This window comes from Inquilinus ginsengisoli (genome assembly GCF_031453975.1).
GTDB lineage: Bacteria > Pseudomonadota > Alphaproteobacteria > DSM-16000 > Inquilinaceae > Inquilinus > Inquilinus ginsengisoli_A.
In genome coordinates this window covers 15,842-31,254 of sequence record NZ_JAVDPW010000005.1, presented here as the reverse complement: position 1 = coordinate 31,254, position 15,413 = coordinate 15,842, and the positions used below count along the sequence as shown (strand labels likewise).

The following is a 15,413-nucleotide window of genomic DNA, read 5'->3' as shown; positions in this document are numbered from 1 at the left end:
GATCACCATGACCGACATCATCACCGCCATCGGCTTCTCCACCGGTGTCAGCGGCAAGGGCGACCTGTCGCGGCTGGACGCCGCCCTGGGCAAGCTGAACGAGATCGGCGCCGACGCGGCCGAGCTGTCGCTCTACGGCGAGGACCTGATCGCCGGCGGCCGGCTGCTGCCCGACCGGGTGCACCGGCTGGAGCAGATCTGCCGCCGCCACGACCTGCGCTACACCGTGCATGGCCAGATCGTCTCCAACTTCATGGACGAGCGGCATCTCGACCTGCAGAAGGCGGTGGTGCGGTCGATGCTGGAGCTGTGCGACCAGGTCGGCGCCACCGTGCTGGTGCACCATGCCGGCCAGGCGCCGATGGCCGACCAGGCCGGCCGCGACCGGCTGGACGACCTGGAGCGCCAGGCCCTGGCCGAGCTGGCCGACACCGCCCGCGGCTATGGCGTGCGCCTGGCCTTCGAGAACATCTTCGCCATGGGCGACCACGAATACCGCCAGACCCCGGCCGAGGTGGCGGAGACGGTGCGCGCCGTCGACCACCCCAACCTGTGCACCCTGATCGATTTCAGCCACGCCTATATCGAATGCACTCGCCGCGGCCTGGACTGGCGCAGCCAGATCCGCAGCATGGCCTCGGCCACCGGCCACCTGCACGTCCATGACAGCTTCGGCCGGCCGTACAGCATGACGAAGTTCTACGAGCCGTCCGAGGCGGTGGCGCTGGGCATCGGCGACCTGCACCTGCCGCTGGGCTGGGGCGACATCCCCTGGGAGGAGATCTTCGCCGAGCTGCGCTTCCAGCCCGGCACCACCATGATCCTGGAGCTCAACGCCGACCGCTACGAGGGCGAGCTGGCCGAGAGCCTGGCCCGCGCCCGGCGCCTCGCCGCGCTGTGCAACCAGCGGGCGCTGGCGGCCTGATCCGGATCATGCGGGACCTCATCACCAGGCGGGCCGGCGTGCTGCCGGCCCCGGACCCGATCCTGCTGGCCGACGCCGCCCTGGCGCCGGACGATTGGCATGACCGTTTCGCCGCCCAGGTGCCGGCGCTGACGGCCGTGGAGCACCGCCCGGGACCGGATGAGAGCGCCCCCCTGCCCGGCCGGCTGCGCGTGGCGGCCTGGAACGCCGAGCGGCTGAAATACGCCGCCCCCTCCGCCGCCCTGCTGCGCGGCGCCGATGTGGTGCTGCTGACCGAGGCCGACATCGGCATGGCCCGGTCGGGCAACCGGCACACGGTGCGCGACCTGGCCGAGGCGCTGGGCATGGGCTGGGCCTATGGCGTGGAGTTCGTCGAGCTCGGCCTCGGCGATTCCCGCGAATGCGAATGGCATGCCGACGAGGACAACCGCATCGGGCTGCACGGCAACGCCATCCTCAGCCGCCACCGGCTGGTCGACCCGGTGATCATCCCGCTGGACGCCGGCGGCACCTGGTTCGCGGGACGGACCGGCAGCCAGCGCCGGCTGGGCGGCCGCATGGCGCTGGCCGCCCGGCTGGATTCGCCGCGGCCGCTCTGGCTGGTGGCCGCCCATCTCGAAAGCCACAGCGACGCCGCCGACCGCGGCCGCCAGGCCGAGCGGCTGGTGGCGGCGATCGACCGGCTGGTCCCGGCCGGCGCCGGGGTGGTGCTGGGCGGTGACTTCAACACGACGGAAGCGCCGGGCCCGCTCGACGCCACTGGGGCCGAGCCGCTGTTCGCGGTGCTGCGCGACGCCGGCTTCGACTGGCGCCGCTGCAACGCGCCCGGCCCGACCCAGCGCACCCGCCCGGACGGCACCCCCGTGCCGCCCTTCGCCAAGCTGGACTGGCTGTTCACCCGGAATGCCGAGGCCGAGGCGCCGGAGACCATCGCGGCGGTGGACGCGGAGGGGCAAGCCATCTCCGACCACGAGGTCGTGGCGGCGACGGTGGTGGTCGGTGGAACGGTGATCGGACGGCTGCAGGCAGCGAGCACCGACGCCTGATCCCGTTCCGCATCCTCGCCTTCAAACTGTCATCCTCGGGCTTGACCCGAGGATCCAGGGGCGGCCAGAGCGGCTCTTGGTGGCCCCTGGATTGCCGGGTCAAGCCCGGCAATGACAGGAAGGGGGAAGCCCTGCTCACATGACCCCGATGTCATGAAACATCCCGGCCAGCGCTTGCGAATAAGGGAGTGACCGCGCATCTCTGTCCGCGTGGCCGTGACCCGACCGAGCCCACCGAGGACCCGATGCGTTGGCCTTTCCATGATCGCGGCGGCCGCTTCTCCTGGCTGAAGACCGTGGTCTTCGCCCTGCTGTTCCTGCCTGGCCTGTGGTATGGCGGGCGGCTGCTAGCTGGTGACCTAGGCGCCGACCCGGTGCAGACCTTCCTGCGCAATATCGGGCTGTGGACGCTGTACCTGCTGGTCATCGGCCTGGCGGTGACGCCGCTGAAGCGGGTGCTGCGCTGGCCGCAGCTGATCCAGGTGCGGCGCATGATCGGCGTCGCTGCCGCGACCTATGTCCTGATCCATCTCACCGGCTACATCGTCACCCAGCATTTCGACCTGGGCTTCGTGGCGTCGGAAATCGTCAAGCGCCTCTACCTCACCATCGGCTTCGTGGCGCTGTTGTGCCTGATGCCGCTGCTGGCCACCTCGACCGACGCCATGATCAAGCGCCTGGGCGGCCGCAACTGGCAGCGGCTGCACCGGCTGATCTACCCGATCGTGGTGCTGGGGCTGGTCCACGGGGTGATGCAGTCCAAGATCGATGTCGCCATCCCGACCATGCTGGCCGGCTTTACCATCTGGCTGCTGGCCTGGCGGGTGCTGGACAGCCGCTTCGGCCGCGGCGATGCGCTGCCGCTGTGGTCGCTGATGCTGCTGTCGGTGGTCACCGCCCTGGTGGTGGCCGGCGGCGAGGCGGCGATGTACGGGCTGTTCACCGGCATCGACCCGATGCGGGTGCTGCGCGCCAACCTGATGTTCGGCTTCGGCCCGCGCCCGGCCTGGATCGTGCTGGGCGCCGGCCTGGCCGTGACCCTGCTGGCGGGGCTGCGCCGGCTGCAGAAGTCCCCGGCCCGCCGCCGCGCCGTGGCGTAGCCGGACCGAGGTCGGCTATCGCGGCAGCCGGAGAATCGTGTTCCTCCGGGTCTTCTGCGCAAGGCGATAACCACGCGCCAGGCACAGCTTGATGCAGGTCTTGTTGCGGTGCGTCTCGACGATCAGCATCCGCGGCCACCTGTCCTCGTCCGCGGCGCCGAAGAACTGGGTCAGAACGCGGCCTTCAGCGCCTTCGATGTCGAGTTTGATGGCGTCCGGCCGGTGGATCCCGGCGTCGTCCAGCAGCGTGTCCAACGTCCTGCAGGGCACGACCACCCTGGGGCGACGATCGACGCCGGAGTCGACGATGCTGCTGGCGCCCTTGTTGTCCCGATCCACGAACATCACGGTCTCCTCGCCGTGGTCGGACACCGCGCATCGCACCGCCTGGACTTCGGTCAGGCCGTTGACGTGGAGATTGAACGACAATCTGCGAAAGATGTCGGGCTGCGGCTCGACCGCCAGGATGCGGGCCGACGGCCCCACGGCCCTGGCGACGGCCAGCGAGTAGAGGCCGACATTCGCCCCGAGGTCGACGAAGGCGAAATCCTCGGTCGCGGCATCCGCCAGCGCCCGCAATTCGGCCGTGTCGAAGAATTGCGGCGTGAACAGCGCGCGCTTCTCGCAGACATTGTCCGACAGGTCGATCCGCATGCGGGACCCGAGGATCTCGGTGTCGACGATGGCGCCGCCGCCCATCATGCCGAGCGGCCGGAGCGTCACCGCGACCCGGCGGCAGAACTCGCTTTCCGGCAGCGCGCGCGTGGCCGCACCGATCAGGCGAAGGGGAAGGGAGGGAGCGAAGGCGCCGAATGGCGCGTGGCCCGAGCCGGGCTTGGATTCCTGAGACATGGGGGGCCAACGGGTGGCCCCGGCGATCGTTCCGATGCGATGCGTCGCACCCGGTGCCCGAGACGGCGGTCTCCGGCGCGGCCGATCACTGGCCGGGCTGCCTGATCCAGACGATCGCGGCGACCAGGCCCAGCAGCAGCGCGCCGCCGCTGAGCAGCATCGCCAGCCGCATGCCTTCGATCGAGGCGCCGCCGCCGCCGATGGCGCCCAGCACGGCGACGCCGATGGCCCCACCGGTCTGGCGCACCGCGTTGAGCACGCCCGACGCGATGCCGGCGCGGGCGCGGTCGACCGTGGCCAGCAGCGCCGCGGTCATCGGCGGCACCGTCAGCGCCGTGCCGCAGCCGATCATCAGCAGCGTCCACCAGATCGCGCCGTAATCCGTCGCCGGGCCCATCACCAGGGCCAGCGCGCCGAAGCCGGCCACGGTCAGGCACAGCCCCGACACCATCGGCAGCCGCGCGCCCCGTTGCGCCGCGATCCGCCCGGCCACGACGTTGATCAGCGCGATCAGCCCGGTCATCGGCACGAAGGCCAGGCCAGTGACGAAGGGCGACAGGCCGAGCGGCCCCTGGAAGTAGAGGCTGAGCAGGAAGGTCGAGCCGTAGAAGCCGGCATTCATCAGGAAGCCGATCAGCGACACGGTCGAGAACACCGGGTGGCGGAAAAGGCCGAGCGGCATCATCGGCACCCGGCTTCGGGCCTCGACCGCCAGGAAGCCGGCGCCGGCCACCAGGAACAGGGCCAGGCCGCCCAGCACCGCCGGATGGGTCCAGCCCAGCGGCGCGCCCTCGATGATCGACCCGGTCAGCGCCACCAGCGCGACCACCGCCAGGACCTGGCCGGGGATGTCGAGGGCGCGGCTGTGCCGGCCCTCGGTCTCGACGGTGAAGCGCAGGGTCAGCCAGATCCCGATCGCGCCGATCGGCAGGTTGACCAGGAAGATGCTGCGCCAGCCGAACAGCGCCACCAGCGCGCCGCCGACCACCGGCCCGGCCACCATCGCCATGCCGCCGGCGCCGGCCCAGATGCCGATCGCCCGCATGCGTTCGCCGGCGTCGTGATAGGCATGGGCCACGAGCGCCAGCGAACAGGGCATCAGCAGCGCCGCGCCCAGCCCCTGCCCCACCCGGGCCGCGATCAGCACCGTGCCGGACGGCGCCAGGCCGCAGGCGGCGGAGGCCAGGGTGAACAGGGCGAAGCCGGCGAGGTACAGCCGCCGAGCGCCGAAGCGATCGCCCAGCGCGCCGCCGGTCAGCAGCAGGCTGGCGAAGGCCAGGGTGTAACCGTTCACCACCCATTGCAGCCCGGCCACGCCGCCCGGCATCAGCGCGTGGATCTGGTCGAGCGCGACATTGACGATGGTGACGTCGAGCTGGACCACCACGATGCCGAGGCTGAGGGCCGTCAGCCGGGCGGCGCGCCGGGCCGGCGTGCCAGGGTCCGGACATGCATCGAAGGGCATGCGGTTGACTCGTTCGAATTCGTTCGGTCTTTGTTCCTAGCACGAGTCACGACGGCCAGGGACCGGCCATCGGCGCATCGCTGTCACGCAGACGGGTCATCCCACAGCAGGAACGAGCCATCCTCGGTCTGCACCAGCGGTGGCGCCAGCAGGGTGTCGCGCAACTCCCGCGGCAGGATGTCGAGCCGGGCCGGGTCGATCTCCTGCTCCGGCTGCTGCCGCTGCAGCCGCGCGATCCGCTCCCGCAGCAGGGCAAGGGCGGCGCTGCGTTCTCCCTCGACCAGCGCCACCGGCCATTGCACCGCCTCCGGCACCCCGGGGACCTGAGCGAACAGCATGCGGACGGCGTCGGGGGCCAGCGTGTCGGCATTGGTCAGGTCGATCTCCGCCAGGTCGGGCCGGCGCCGCTTCAGGGTCTCGATCCGCGCCTCGAGCAGCGCGTCGACCGCCGCCGCGTCACCGTCCTGCCGGCCGCCCTGGATCACGCGGAGAAGCGGCGGCTTGCTCTTGACCATAGGGCTCTCCGAAGCGGCCCCTGACGGAAACGATCCGGCGGCCATTACGATCCCGGCCCGGGCGCAGGGATGGAGAGAAACACGGCCCTGCGGCGAAGAGATGGCGGCGCCGTGGCGGGCGCGGTGCGGGCTACACTGGATGGGAGGCGGGAGGAGCGGCGACCATGACATCCGGGATCTATCTGATCCGGCATTGCCGGGCGGCCGGGCAGGAGCCGGCGGCGCCGCTGACCGAGGAAGGGCACGCCCAGGCCCTGCGGCTGCGCGACCGTCTGGCCGCAACGCCGATCGCACGAGTGGTCTCCAGCCCCTTCCTCCGTGCACGCGACAGCGCCGCTCCTCTGGCGGCGCGGCTCGGGCTGCCGCTCGGGATCGACGAGCGATTGGCGGAGCGGGTGCTGGCCGCCGACCCCGCCGAGGACTGGCGGGATCGCCTGCGCCAGTCCTTCGCCGATCCCGGCCTGCGCTGGCCCGGCGGCGAATCCGGCGCCGAGGCGATGGCGCGAGGGCGCGCCGCCGTCGATGCCGCGGCCGCCGATGCCGGCGGGCCGGTGGCGGTCGTCACCCATGGCAATCTGCTGGCGCTGATCCTGCACAGCTTCGACGGCCGCAGCGGCTTCGACACCTGGGCCGGGCTGACCAACCCGGATGTGTACCGGATCGACCCCGCCGGCCAGGTCCAGCGATGGTGGAGCGACGAGGGCTGACGCCGCCCGCACCAGTCAGTGGAGGGCTTCCGGTCCTCCCCCGGCCAGCGGTCCGGGCGGCGGCCGGATGCCGAGCAGCCCGACGATCATGGCAAGGGCCAGCAGGCCGGCGCAAAGCAGCATGGCCGCGCGCATGCCGGCGGTGGAATCGCCGCCGCCGCTGATCGCCCCGAGCATGGCGACGCCGACCGCGCCGCCGGTCTGGCGCACCGCGTTGAGCACGCCGGAGGCGACGCCGGCGCGGGTGCGTTCGACCGTCGCCAGCATTGCCGCGATCAGGGGCGGTATCACCAGCGCCATGCCGAAGCCGATGACCAACAGCGGCCACCAGATGCCGCCATAGGTCGAGGCCGGCGTCAGCACGACCGCCAGGGCGGCGAAGCCGGCCGTGCCGATGCCCAGGCCGGTCACGATCGGCAGCCGGGAGCCCCAGCGCGCCGCGATCCGCCCGGCGACGATGTTGATCAGCCCGGTCAGCCCGGTCATCGGCACGAAGGCGAGGCCGGTGACCAGGGGCGACATCCCGAGCGGCCCCTGGAAATACAGGCTGAGCAGGAACAGCGAGCCGTAGAAGGCGATGTTGACCTGGAAGCCGATGAAGGACGCGGCCGAGAAGGTCGACTGGCGGAACAGGCCGAGCGGCAGCATCGGCGCCGGGCTGCGCGCCTCGACCCACAGGAAGGCGGCGCCGGCCGTGAGGAACAGGGCGAACCCGCCCAGCACGACCGGGCTGGCCCAGCCCATCGGTTCGCCTTCGATGATCGCGCCGGTCAGCGCCACCAGCCCGACGATGGCCAGGATCTGGCCCGGAAGATCGAGGGCGCGGCTGTGCCGGCCTTCGGTCTCGACGGTGAAGCGCTGCGTCAGCCACAGCCCGACCAGGCCGATCGGCAGGTTGACCAGGAAGATGCTGCGCCAGCCGAACAGCGCGATCAGCAGCCCGCCGACCACCGGCCCGGCCACCATCGCCATGCTGCCGACCGCGCCCCAGATGCCGATCGCCCGCGCGCGCTCATGCGGATCGTGATAGGCATGGGTCAGCAGGGTCAGCGAACAGGGCACCAGCAGCGCCGCCCCCAGCCCCTGCGCCACCCGCGCCGCGATCAGCACCGGGCCGGACGGGGCCAGGCCGCAGCCCAGCGACGCCAAAGTGAACAGGGCGAATCCGACGAGATAGAGCCGCCGGGCGCCGAAGCGGTCGCCCAGCGCGCCGCCGGTCAGCAGCAGCCCGGCAAAGGCCAGGGTGTAGCCGTTGACCACCCATTGCAGCCCGGCGACGCCGTCGTCCATCAGGCCGCGGATCTGGTCGAGCGCGACATTGACGATGCTGACGTCGAGCAGCACCACCACCAGGCCCAGGCTGAGCGCAGTGAGAAGGGCGCCGCGCCGGACCGGCGCGACGGGCTTCGGGGAAGCGTCGAAGGGCATCTGCCACCTTCGGCTACGGGACTTTGAATTTCGTCGGACATACCACGGCAGCGCCGGCCTCGGATCGCCTGGGCCTGCATGACTGCGTTGACCGGGCCGCCGCGACGGCTTGCCACACGGACGAACCAACCAAGGAGATCAGGAATGACACCGACCATCGGCCGGGAGAGCCCGGACCAGGCCGAGATCCGGGACCTGCTGGCGCAGGCCGACCTACGCTCGGCCGGCCGCTACCCGGAAGACAGCCGCCCGGGGCCCGGCATCGCCGCCCTGCTGGCGCTGGAGGTCCGCTTCCTTGTCGCCCGCGACGCCGGCCGCGCGGTGGGCTGCGGCGGCTACGCGCCGGGCGGTGACGGCACGGCCGAGCTGAAGCGGATCTTCGTCATCGCCGGCGCGCGCGGCACCGGCCTGGGACGGGCGCTGCTGCAGGCGATCGAGGCGGATGCGATCGGCCACGGCATCCGCCTGATGCGGCTGGAGACCGGGATCCGGTCGGTCGAGGCGATCGGCCTGTATCGCCGCTTCGGCTATCGCGAGACCGGCCCGTTCGGCGCCTACGGCCCCGACCCGCTCAGCGTGTTCATGGAGAAGACGCTGCTGCCGCCCGCCTGATTCCCCCAAAGAAAAAACCCGTCACCCCGGGGCCGGCATCGCTGCCACTCCCCGGGATGACGGGCCAGTCCAGGCGGCCCCACAGAGCAACGGCCGCCGTCCTGTCGGATCAGGCCGCGGCCGCGACCGTCAGGCCCAGCCGCTCGGCCACGCCAGCGCCATAGGCCGGATCGGCCTTGGCGAAATGCGCGATCTGGCGGCGCTGGATCGCCTCGGGCACTGTCCGCATCGACCCGGCGATGTTGTCGAGTAGCCGGGTGCGGGCGCCGTCATCCATCAGCCGGAACAGGTCCCCGGCCTGGCTGTAATCGTCATTGCCGACGCGGTGGTCGTAGCGGTCGGCGGCGCCGCGCAGCGGCAGCGCCGGCTCGGCCGCCGCCGGGTCCTGCTTCGGCCCGCCGAAGCTGTTCGGCTCGTAATGCACCGCGCCCTTGCCGTTGTCGTCGGTCCGCATCTGGCCGTCACGCTGGTAGTTCTGGGCGGTGGTGGCGTGCGGCCGGTTCACCGGCAGCAGGGCGTGGTTGCCGCCCAGGCGGTAGCGATGCGCGTCGCCATAGGCGAACAGCCGCCCCTGCAGCATCTTGTCCGGGCTGAAGGAGATGCCGGGCACCACATTGGCCGGGCTGAAGGCCGACTGCTCGACCTCGGCGAAGTAATTCTGCGGGTTGCGGTTCAGCACCAGCTCGCCGATCTCGATCAGCGGGTGGCCGGCATGCGGCCACACCTTGGTCAGGTCGAACGGATCGATCGGGAAGGCTTCGGCCTCCGCCTCGGTCATGATCTGGACCGAGACCGTCCAGGCCGGGAAATCGCCATCCTCGATCGAGGCGAACAGGTCGCGGGTGGCGTGGTCGGGGTCGATACCGGTCATCTTCGCCGCCTGGTCGGCGGTGAAGTTCTCGATCCCCTGGCGGGTCTTGAAGTGGTACTTGACCCACACTCGCTCACCGCCCGCATTGATCCAGCTGAAGGTGTGGCTGGAGAAGCCGTCCATGTGGCGATAGCTGCGCGGCGTGCCGCGGTCGCTGAACAGGATGGTGAACTGGTGCAGCACCTCCGGCGACAGCGAGGCGAAGTCCCACACCATCGTCGCGTCCTTGAGGTTGGTCGCGGGGTTGCGCTTCTGGGTGTGGATGAAGTCCGGGAACTTCAGCGGGTCGCGGATGAAGAAGATCGGAGTGTTGTTGCCGACGATGTCGTAGTTGCCGTCCTCGGTGTAGAGTTTGAGCGCGAAGCCGCGCGGGTCGCGCTCGGCGTCGGCCGACCCCTTCTCGCCGCCGACGGTCGAGAAGCGCAGGAAGACCTCGGTCTCCTTGCCGATTTGCGCCAGGAACTTCGCCGACGTCCAGCGCGAGACGTCGGCAGTGACCCGGAAGGTGCCGTAGGCGCCGGCGCCCTTCGCATGCACCACCCGCTCCGGAATCCGCTCGCGGTTGAAATGGGCGAGCTTCTCGATCAGGTGGAAGTCCTGGATCAGCACCGGGCCGCGCGGCCCCGCCGTCAGCGAATTCTGGTTGTCGGAGACCGGGGCGCCGAAGGCGGTGGTGAGGGTCGTCATCAAGAGCTCCTGTTCGGGCGGCATGTCCGCCATGAAGGGATAGTCGAGGGGATCGGCTGATAAAGGAATTCGATCGTTCTTATCGGTGCGATAAGTGATTGCCCCGCTCCACCAGCGTCAGCAGCTGGCAGCGATGGCGGTGAAGCCGCAGCAGCAGATCGGCCGGCAGGTCGCCCTGAACCCCGACCCGGCCGTCCTCGAGGGTTAGGCGGGCATCGTGGCGGGCGAGATCGGCCATCAGCGCGTTCAAGGTCGGGCGCATTACGCGGCCTCCTGCAGCAGGTCGGTGGCGAGCGCGCGCCGCACCTGGGCCGCCAGCCCGGCGACATAGGCCGGATGGACGCCGACGGTGGGCACGCGGATGAAGGAGGGCACCCCGGCGGCGTCGGCCACCGCCCGGACTTCGCGGTCGAGTTCGACCAGCGTCTCGGAGTGTTCGGAGACGAAGGCGATCGGCACCAGCACCAGGCCGACACGGTCCTGCCCGGCCTGCTTCACCTCGTGCTCGGTGTCCGGGGTCAGCCATGCCTGCGGCGTCACCCGGCTCTGGAAGGCGATGCGCCAGTCGAGGTCGGGGATGCCGAGCGCCGCGACCACCGCCTCGGCCGAGACCCGGACATGATCGGGATAGGGATCCCCGGCCTGGACGATCGACAGCGGCAGGCCGTGGGCGGTGAACAGCAGCCGGTGCCGGCCGCCATCCCCAGGCCAGGCGCGGCGGATCAGCTCGGCCTGGGCGGCGATGAAGCCGGAATCGGCCGGCGCGGCGCCGATGCGGCGGGTCGGCGCCACCAGCCCCGCACGTCGCGCCGCCACATCCCAGTCGGCCAGCGCCGAGCGGGTGGTGGTGGTCGAATACTGCGGATACAGCGGCAGCAGCACGATCTCGTCCGGCTGCCAGGCGCGGATCGACTCGGCCGTCTCCGCCGCGAAGGGGTGCCAGTAGCGCATCGCCACGAAGGGCCGGACCTCGCCGAGGTCGCGCAGCTGCGCCGCCACCGCCCGGCCCTGAGCCCGGGTCTGCAGCAGGATCGGCGAGGCGCCGCCGAGCTGGCGGTAGATCTCGCGCGCCACCGGGGTGCGGCGATGGGCGATCCAGCGCGCCACCCCGGCCCGCAGCAGGCCCGGCAGGCGGATGATCTCGGGGTCGGAGAAGAAGTTGCGCAGGAACGGGCCGACGGCGTCGAGCCGGTCCGGCCCGCCGATCTGCAGCAGCACCAGGGCGATGCGGCGACGGCGGGCGACGAGGGCGGGTCTGGCGATGGAGGGCATGGCTGGCTCCTGGCGTTGACCCCAGCCTCGCCGACCAAGCCGATAAGATCCAATCGATCGACTCTATGTAGAAGATAGGCGTTGCTTATCCTACATTGGAGTCATGACCCTCTCCGGCCTGTCCCTCCGCGATCTCGAATACCTCGTCGCCGTCGCCGACCTCCGCCATTTCGGCCAGGCGGCGGAGCGCTGCGGCGTCAGCCAGCCGGCGCTGAGCATGCAGATCCGCAAGCTGGAGGAGACGCTGGGCCTGGCCGTGTTCGAGCGCGGCAAGACCGTGCTGGTCACCGCCAAGGGCGACGCCATCCTGGCCCAGGCCCGGCGCGTGCTGCTGGAGGCGCGACGGCTGATGGCGCTGGCGCAGGAGCTGGACGCCCCGCTGTCCGGCCCGCTGTCGGTCGGGGCGATCGAGACGCTGGGCCCCTACCTGTTCCCGCACATGCTGCGGCCGCTGCGCGAGGCCTTCCCGCGGCTGGAGCTGATCCTGAATGAGGGCCGCACCTACCAGCTGGTCGAGGCGCTGCGGCATGGCGCGCTGGATCTGGTGTTCCTCTCGTTGCCGGTGGCCGACCCGCAGATCGCCACCGCGCCGCTGTTCTTCGAGCCCTTCGTCCTGGCCCAGCCGGCGGAGCGGCCGATCGCGGCCGACGGCGCCGCCCGCATCGGCGACCTGCCGCGCGACGGCCTGCTGCTGCTGGAGGACGGGCACTGCCTGCGCGACCAGGCGCTGGAGATGTGCGGCACGCTGGGCGCCGGCGGCGGGCGGCGGCACAGCACCAGCCTGGAGACGCTGCGCCAGATGATCGCGGCCGGCGCCGGCTACAGCCTGTTCCCGCGCCTGGCCACGCTGGGCGAGGCCAGCGTCGGCGGCCTGGTCTCCTATGCCGGCTTCGACGGGCCGCCGCCCGGCCGCGCCGTCGGGCTGGCCTGGCGACAGAGCGACCCGCGGGCCGAGCAGTTCGAGTCGCTGCGCCAGTGCCTGCTGGGCCACCCGCCGCCCGGGACCACGGCGATGGCGCGCGAAACGCCCATGAAAAACGGGGGCGCGGCATGACGCCGGCCCCCGTTCCGATACTCAGCTCCCGAAGCCTCGGGGCTCAGTCCTCGCGATGATGGTCCTTGACCTCGACCTCGATCGGCACGCCCGGCAGCAGCTTGCCGGTGCGGATCGCCAGCGCCGATTTGACGTGGTTGACGTTCGGCGCCGAGGTCAGCTGGGTGGTGAGGAAGCGCTGGTAGCTGTCCCAATCCTCGGCCACGATCTTCAGCAGGAAGTCGGTCTCGCCCGCCAGCATGTGGCATTCGCGCACCAGCGGCCAGCTGCCCACCAGCTCCTCGAACTTGCGCAGATCGGCCTCGGCCTGGCTGGTCAGCCCGACCTGGGCGAACACCGTGACCCCGAATCCCAGCGCCTCCGGGTTGATGTCGGCATGGTAACCGCGGATGTAGTGCGCCTCCTCCAGCGCCCGGACCCGGCGCAGGCAGGGCGGGGCGGAGATGCCGGCACGACGCGCCAGCTCGACGTTGGTCATCCGGCCGTCGTCCTGGAGGTCGCGAAGGATACGTCGGTCGATGCGGTCGAGCTTCACACGGCGCATAGGTTCTCTCATGAAAGGTCTTCCGTGATTACGCGCAAGGATATTGCCGGACTTTCGCTTGGCGCAAGTGCATTCCTGCGTTCCGGCGGGGCTGCGGCACGATGAGCGCGACGCCCCGCAAAGGGGAAGGCGACATCGAGTCCCTGGGGGTCTGGGTGGTGTCCGACGGCCGTCCGGCGAACGAGAACCAGTGCCTCGGACTGGCCGAAGCGGTCGGCGCCGTCCCGGAGGTCTTCCGACTCGACGCGCGCCATGGCTGGCATCGGTTCCTCGATCCCGTTCGATCCGCCGCCGGCTTCGGACTGAAAGGCCCGCCCTGGCCCGACCTGCTGATCGCAGCCGGCCGGCAGAGCGTGTTCCCGGCCCTCGCGGTGAAGCGCGCCAGCGGTCATCGGACGCGCCTTGTGCAAATATTTCGTCCCGGCGTCAACCCGCGGCGATTCGATCTGATCGTGACGCCGCGCCATGACGGCCTGACCGGTCCCAACGTCTTCGCCACCCATGGCGCGCTGAACCTGGTCACCCCGGCCCGTCTCGCGGCGGCGGCGGCGGAATGGGGTCCGCGCCTGGACCATCTGCCGCGACCGCGCGCCGCGGTGCTGATCGGCGGCAGCAGCAAGTCGGTGGCGGTGCCGGCCGGCGCCCTGGCCCGACTCGCCGGACAGCTGGCCGAGCTGGCGCGGGCCGGCACCGGGCTGATGGTCACCACCAGCCGCCGCACCCCGCCGGGCGAGGTCGCGGCGCTGCGGGCGGCGCTGGACGGGTTGCCCGCCTGGATCTGGGACGGCGAAGGCCCCAACCCCTATTTCGGCTTCCTGGCCCTGGCCGATGCCGTGATCGTCACCATCGACAGCGTCAACATGACCTCGGAGGCGGCGACCACCGGCAAGCCCGTCCTGGTCGTGCCCTGGGCCGAGCTGGCACCCAAGCACCGCCGTTTCCAGGACGCGCTGGCGGCCGAGGGCGTTACCCGCCCCTTCGCCGGCCGGCTGGAGCAGTGGACCTATCCGCCGCTGAACGACACCGCGCAGGCGGCGGCCCGGGTGCGGGCGCTGTTCGGACCGGCCTGACCACGCCGTCCCCCGTGCCCAGGGCGCACCCCTGGCCAGCGCCGCCTTGCCGTGGCTTCCCCCGGTGTTTATCTATCGGTGACCCCTTTCCGCAGCGGATGATCTGCCATGCCGGCCACCCATCGCACCAAGGTCCTGATCATCGGTTCCGGCCCGGCCGGCTACACCGCCGCGATCTACGCCGCCCGCGCCAATCTGGAGCCGATCCTGGTGCAGGGGCTGCAGCCCGGCGGGCAGTTGACGATCACCACCGATGTCGAGAACTACCCGGGCTTCGCCGACGTCGTCCAAGGCCCCTGGCTGATGGAGCAGATGGAGGCCCAGGCCAAGCATTGCGGCACGCGGCTGGAGTTCGACCTGATCACCCAGGTCGACTTCTCGCGCCGGCCCTTCGTCTGCACCGCCGATTCCGGCGCGGTCTATGAGGCCGATTCCGTGATCATCGCCACCGGCGCCCAGGCGCGCTGGATGGGCCTGCCGAGCGAGCAGCACTTCCAGGGCCGCGGCGTCTCGGCCTGCGCCACCTGCGACGGCTTCTTCTTCCGCGGCAAGGAGGTCGCGGTGATCGGCGGCGGCAACTCCGCGGTCGAGGAGGCGCTGTACCTGACCAACCACGCCACCAAGGTGACGCTGGTGCACCGTCGTGACCAGCTGCGCGCCGAGCGCATCCTGCAGGACCGGCTGTTCGCCCACCCCAAGGTCGAGGTGGTGTGGAACCATGTGGTCGAGGAGATCGTCGGCGCCGGCACGCCGGAGACGGTGACCGGCCTGCGCCTGCGCGACAGCCGCGACGGGGCCGAGACCCTGCTGCCGGCCGACGGCGTGTTCGTCGCCATCGGCCATGACCCGGCGACCGCGGTGTTCAGGGGCCATGTCGCGATGGATGCCGACGGCTACATCCGGACCGCACCGGATTCGACCGCGACCGACATCCCGGGCGTGTTCGCCGCCGGCGACGTCAAGGACCGGGTCTACCGCCAGGCGGTGACCGCCGCCGGCATGGGCTGCATGGCGGCGCTGGAGGCCGAACGCTTCCTGTCCGAGCATGCCGGCACCGGCCATCTCGCCCGCATCGCCGACCGCGACACCCGCCCGATGGCCGCCGCCGCGGTTTAGTCCCACCCCCTCGGACGTCATTCCCGCGCAAGCGGGAATGACGTCCGCTCAAGTCGTCATGAGATCCCCGCTTGCGCGGGGATGACGGGAGATTGGTCGAAGGCGTTCTTGCGGCCCCGCCCCCTTCGACGGTCCCGATTTTCACCGCC

The 15,413-nt window shown here is 71.2% G+C and carries 16 protein-coding genes; 8 read left to right on the top strand and 8 right to left on the bottom strand.

The window, feature by feature from the left end; genetic code table 11:
• Window positions 1–7: 7 nt before the first annotated feature.
• From E9232_RS14615 to msrQ, 3 genes are all read left to right on the top strand, one after another.
• Entirely contained in the window at window positions 8–925 is a 918-nt protein-coding gene (locus E9232_RS14615) for a sugar phosphate isomerase/epimerase family protein (protein ID WP_309794887.1), read from the top strand.
• 8 nt (window positions 926–933) lie between these two features.
• The gene (locus E9232_RS14610; RefSeq protein WP_309794886.1) at window positions 934–1,971 is read left to right on the top strand and encodes an endonuclease/exonuclease/phosphatase family protein; all 1,038 of its coding nucleotides are present in this window, start codon (window positions 934–936) and stop codon (window positions 1,969–1,971) included.
• Window positions 1,972–2,216: 245 nt separating this feature from the next.
• Complete coding sequence (msrQ, locus tag E9232_RS14605; RefSeq protein WP_309794885.1) at window positions 2,217–3,071, top strand: protein-methionine-sulfoxide reductase heme-binding subunit MsrQ; 855 nt, start codon at window positions 2,217–2,219, stop codon at window positions 3,069–3,071.
• A gap of 15 nt (window positions 3,072–3,086) precedes the next feature.
• Here the strand turns inward: msrQ and E9232_RS14600 are convergent, their stop codons facing one another.
• From E9232_RS14600 to E9232_RS14590, 3 genes are all read right to left on the bottom strand, one after another.
• Entirely contained in the window at window positions 3,087–3,923 is an 837-nt protein-coding gene (locus E9232_RS14600) for an FkbM family methyltransferase (RefSeq protein WP_309794884.1), read from the bottom strand.
• An 85-nt stretch (window positions 3,924–4,008) separates the two neighbouring features.
• Window positions 4,009–5,388, bottom strand: a complete 1,380-nt coding sequence (locus E9232_RS14595) for an MFS transporter (RefSeq protein WP_309794883.1) — start codon at window positions 5,386–5,388, stop codon at window positions 4,009–4,011.
• A gap of 83 nt (window positions 5,389–5,471) precedes the next feature.
• Window positions 5,472–5,903: a hypothetical protein gene (locus tag E9232_RS14590; RefSeq protein WP_309794882.1), complete on the bottom strand. Its 432-nt coding sequence runs from the start codon at window positions 5,901–5,903 to the stop codon at window positions 5,472–5,474.
• Window positions 5,904–6,067: 164 nt separating this feature from the next.
• Here E9232_RS14590 and E9232_RS14585 point away from each other — a divergent pair, with 164 nt between their 5' ends.
• Window positions 6,068–6,610, top strand: coding sequence for a histidine phosphatase family protein (locus tag E9232_RS14585; RefSeq protein WP_309794881.1), 543 nt, complete (start codon window positions 6,068–6,070; stop codon window positions 6,608–6,610).
• A gap of 15 nt (window positions 6,611–6,625) precedes the next feature.
• Here the strand turns inward: E9232_RS14585 and E9232_RS14580 are convergent, their stop codons facing one another.
• Window positions 6,626–8,038 carry an MFS transporter gene (locus E9232_RS14580; protein WP_309794880.1) on the bottom strand — a complete coding sequence of 471 codons (1,413 nt, stop codon included), beginning with the start codon at window positions 8,036–8,038 and terminating at the stop codon, window positions 6,626–6,628.
• A gap of 144 nt (window positions 8,039–8,182) precedes the next feature.
• Between E9232_RS14580 and E9232_RS14575 the strand changes: the two genes are divergently transcribed.
• On the top strand, window positions 8,183–8,650 hold the full coding sequence (locus tag E9232_RS14575) for a GNAT family N-acetyltransferase (RefSeq protein ID WP_309794879.1): 468 nt from the start codon (window positions 8,183–8,185) through the stop codon (window positions 8,648–8,650).
• Window positions 8,651–8,759: 109 nt separating this feature from the next.
• Here the strand turns inward: E9232_RS14575 and E9232_RS14570 are convergent, their stop codons facing one another.
• The 3 genes from E9232_RS14570 to hemH all read right to left on the bottom strand — a co-directional run bounded on the left by E9232_RS14570 (window position 8,760) and on the right by hemH (window position 11,480).
• Complete coding sequence (locus tag E9232_RS14570; protein ID WP_309794878.1) at window positions 8,760–10,208, bottom strand: catalase; 1,449 nt, start codon at window positions 10,206–10,208, stop codon at window positions 8,760–8,762.
• Window positions 10,209–10,287: 79 nt separating this feature from the next.
• Window positions 10,288–10,470, bottom strand: coding sequence for a hypothetical protein (locus E9232_RS14565; RefSeq protein ID WP_309794877.1), 183 nt, complete (start codon window positions 10,468–10,470; stop codon window positions 10,288–10,290).
• Complete coding sequence (gene hemH / locus E9232_RS14560; RefSeq protein WP_309794876.1) at window positions 10,470–11,480, bottom strand: ferrochelatase; 1,011 nt, start codon at window positions 11,478–11,480, stop codon at window positions 10,470–10,472. The genes E9232_RS14565 and hemH overlap by 1 nt, the downstream gene beginning before the upstream one ends.
• 103 nt (window positions 11,481–11,583) lie before the next feature.
• Here hemH and E9232_RS14555 point away from each other — a divergent pair, with 103 nt between their 5' ends.
• A complete protein-coding gene (locus tag E9232_RS14555; protein WP_309794875.1) occupies window positions 11,584–12,534 on the top strand; it encodes a LysR substrate-binding domain-containing protein in 951 nt (316 codons plus the stop codon).
• Between the two features lie 43 nt (window positions 12,535–12,577).
• On the opposite strand, the gene E9232_RS14550 is transcribed toward E9232_RS14555, so the two are convergent.
• On the bottom strand, window positions 12,578–13,078 hold the full coding sequence (locus E9232_RS14550; RefSeq protein ID WP_309794874.1) for an Lrp/AsnC family transcriptional regulator: 501 nt from the start codon (window positions 13,076–13,078) through the stop codon (window positions 12,578–12,580).
• Window positions 13,079–13,179: 101 nt separating this feature from the next.
• Here E9232_RS14550 and E9232_RS14545 point away from each other — a divergent pair, with 101 nt between their 5' ends.
• Together E9232_RS14545 and trxB are read left to right on the top strand one after the other, a co-directional pair.
• A complete protein-coding gene (locus E9232_RS14545) occupies window positions 13,180–14,148 on the top strand; it encodes a mitochondrial fission ELM1 family protein (protein ID WP_309794873.1) in 969 nt (322 codons plus the stop codon).
• A 108-nt stretch (window positions 14,149–14,256) separates the two neighbouring features.
• Entirely contained in the window at window positions 14,257–15,264 is a 1,008-nt protein-coding gene (trxB, locus tag E9232_RS14540; protein WP_309794872.1) for a thioredoxin-disulfide reductase, read from the top strand.
• The last annotated feature ends 149 nt before the right edge of the window (window positions 15,265–15,413 follow it).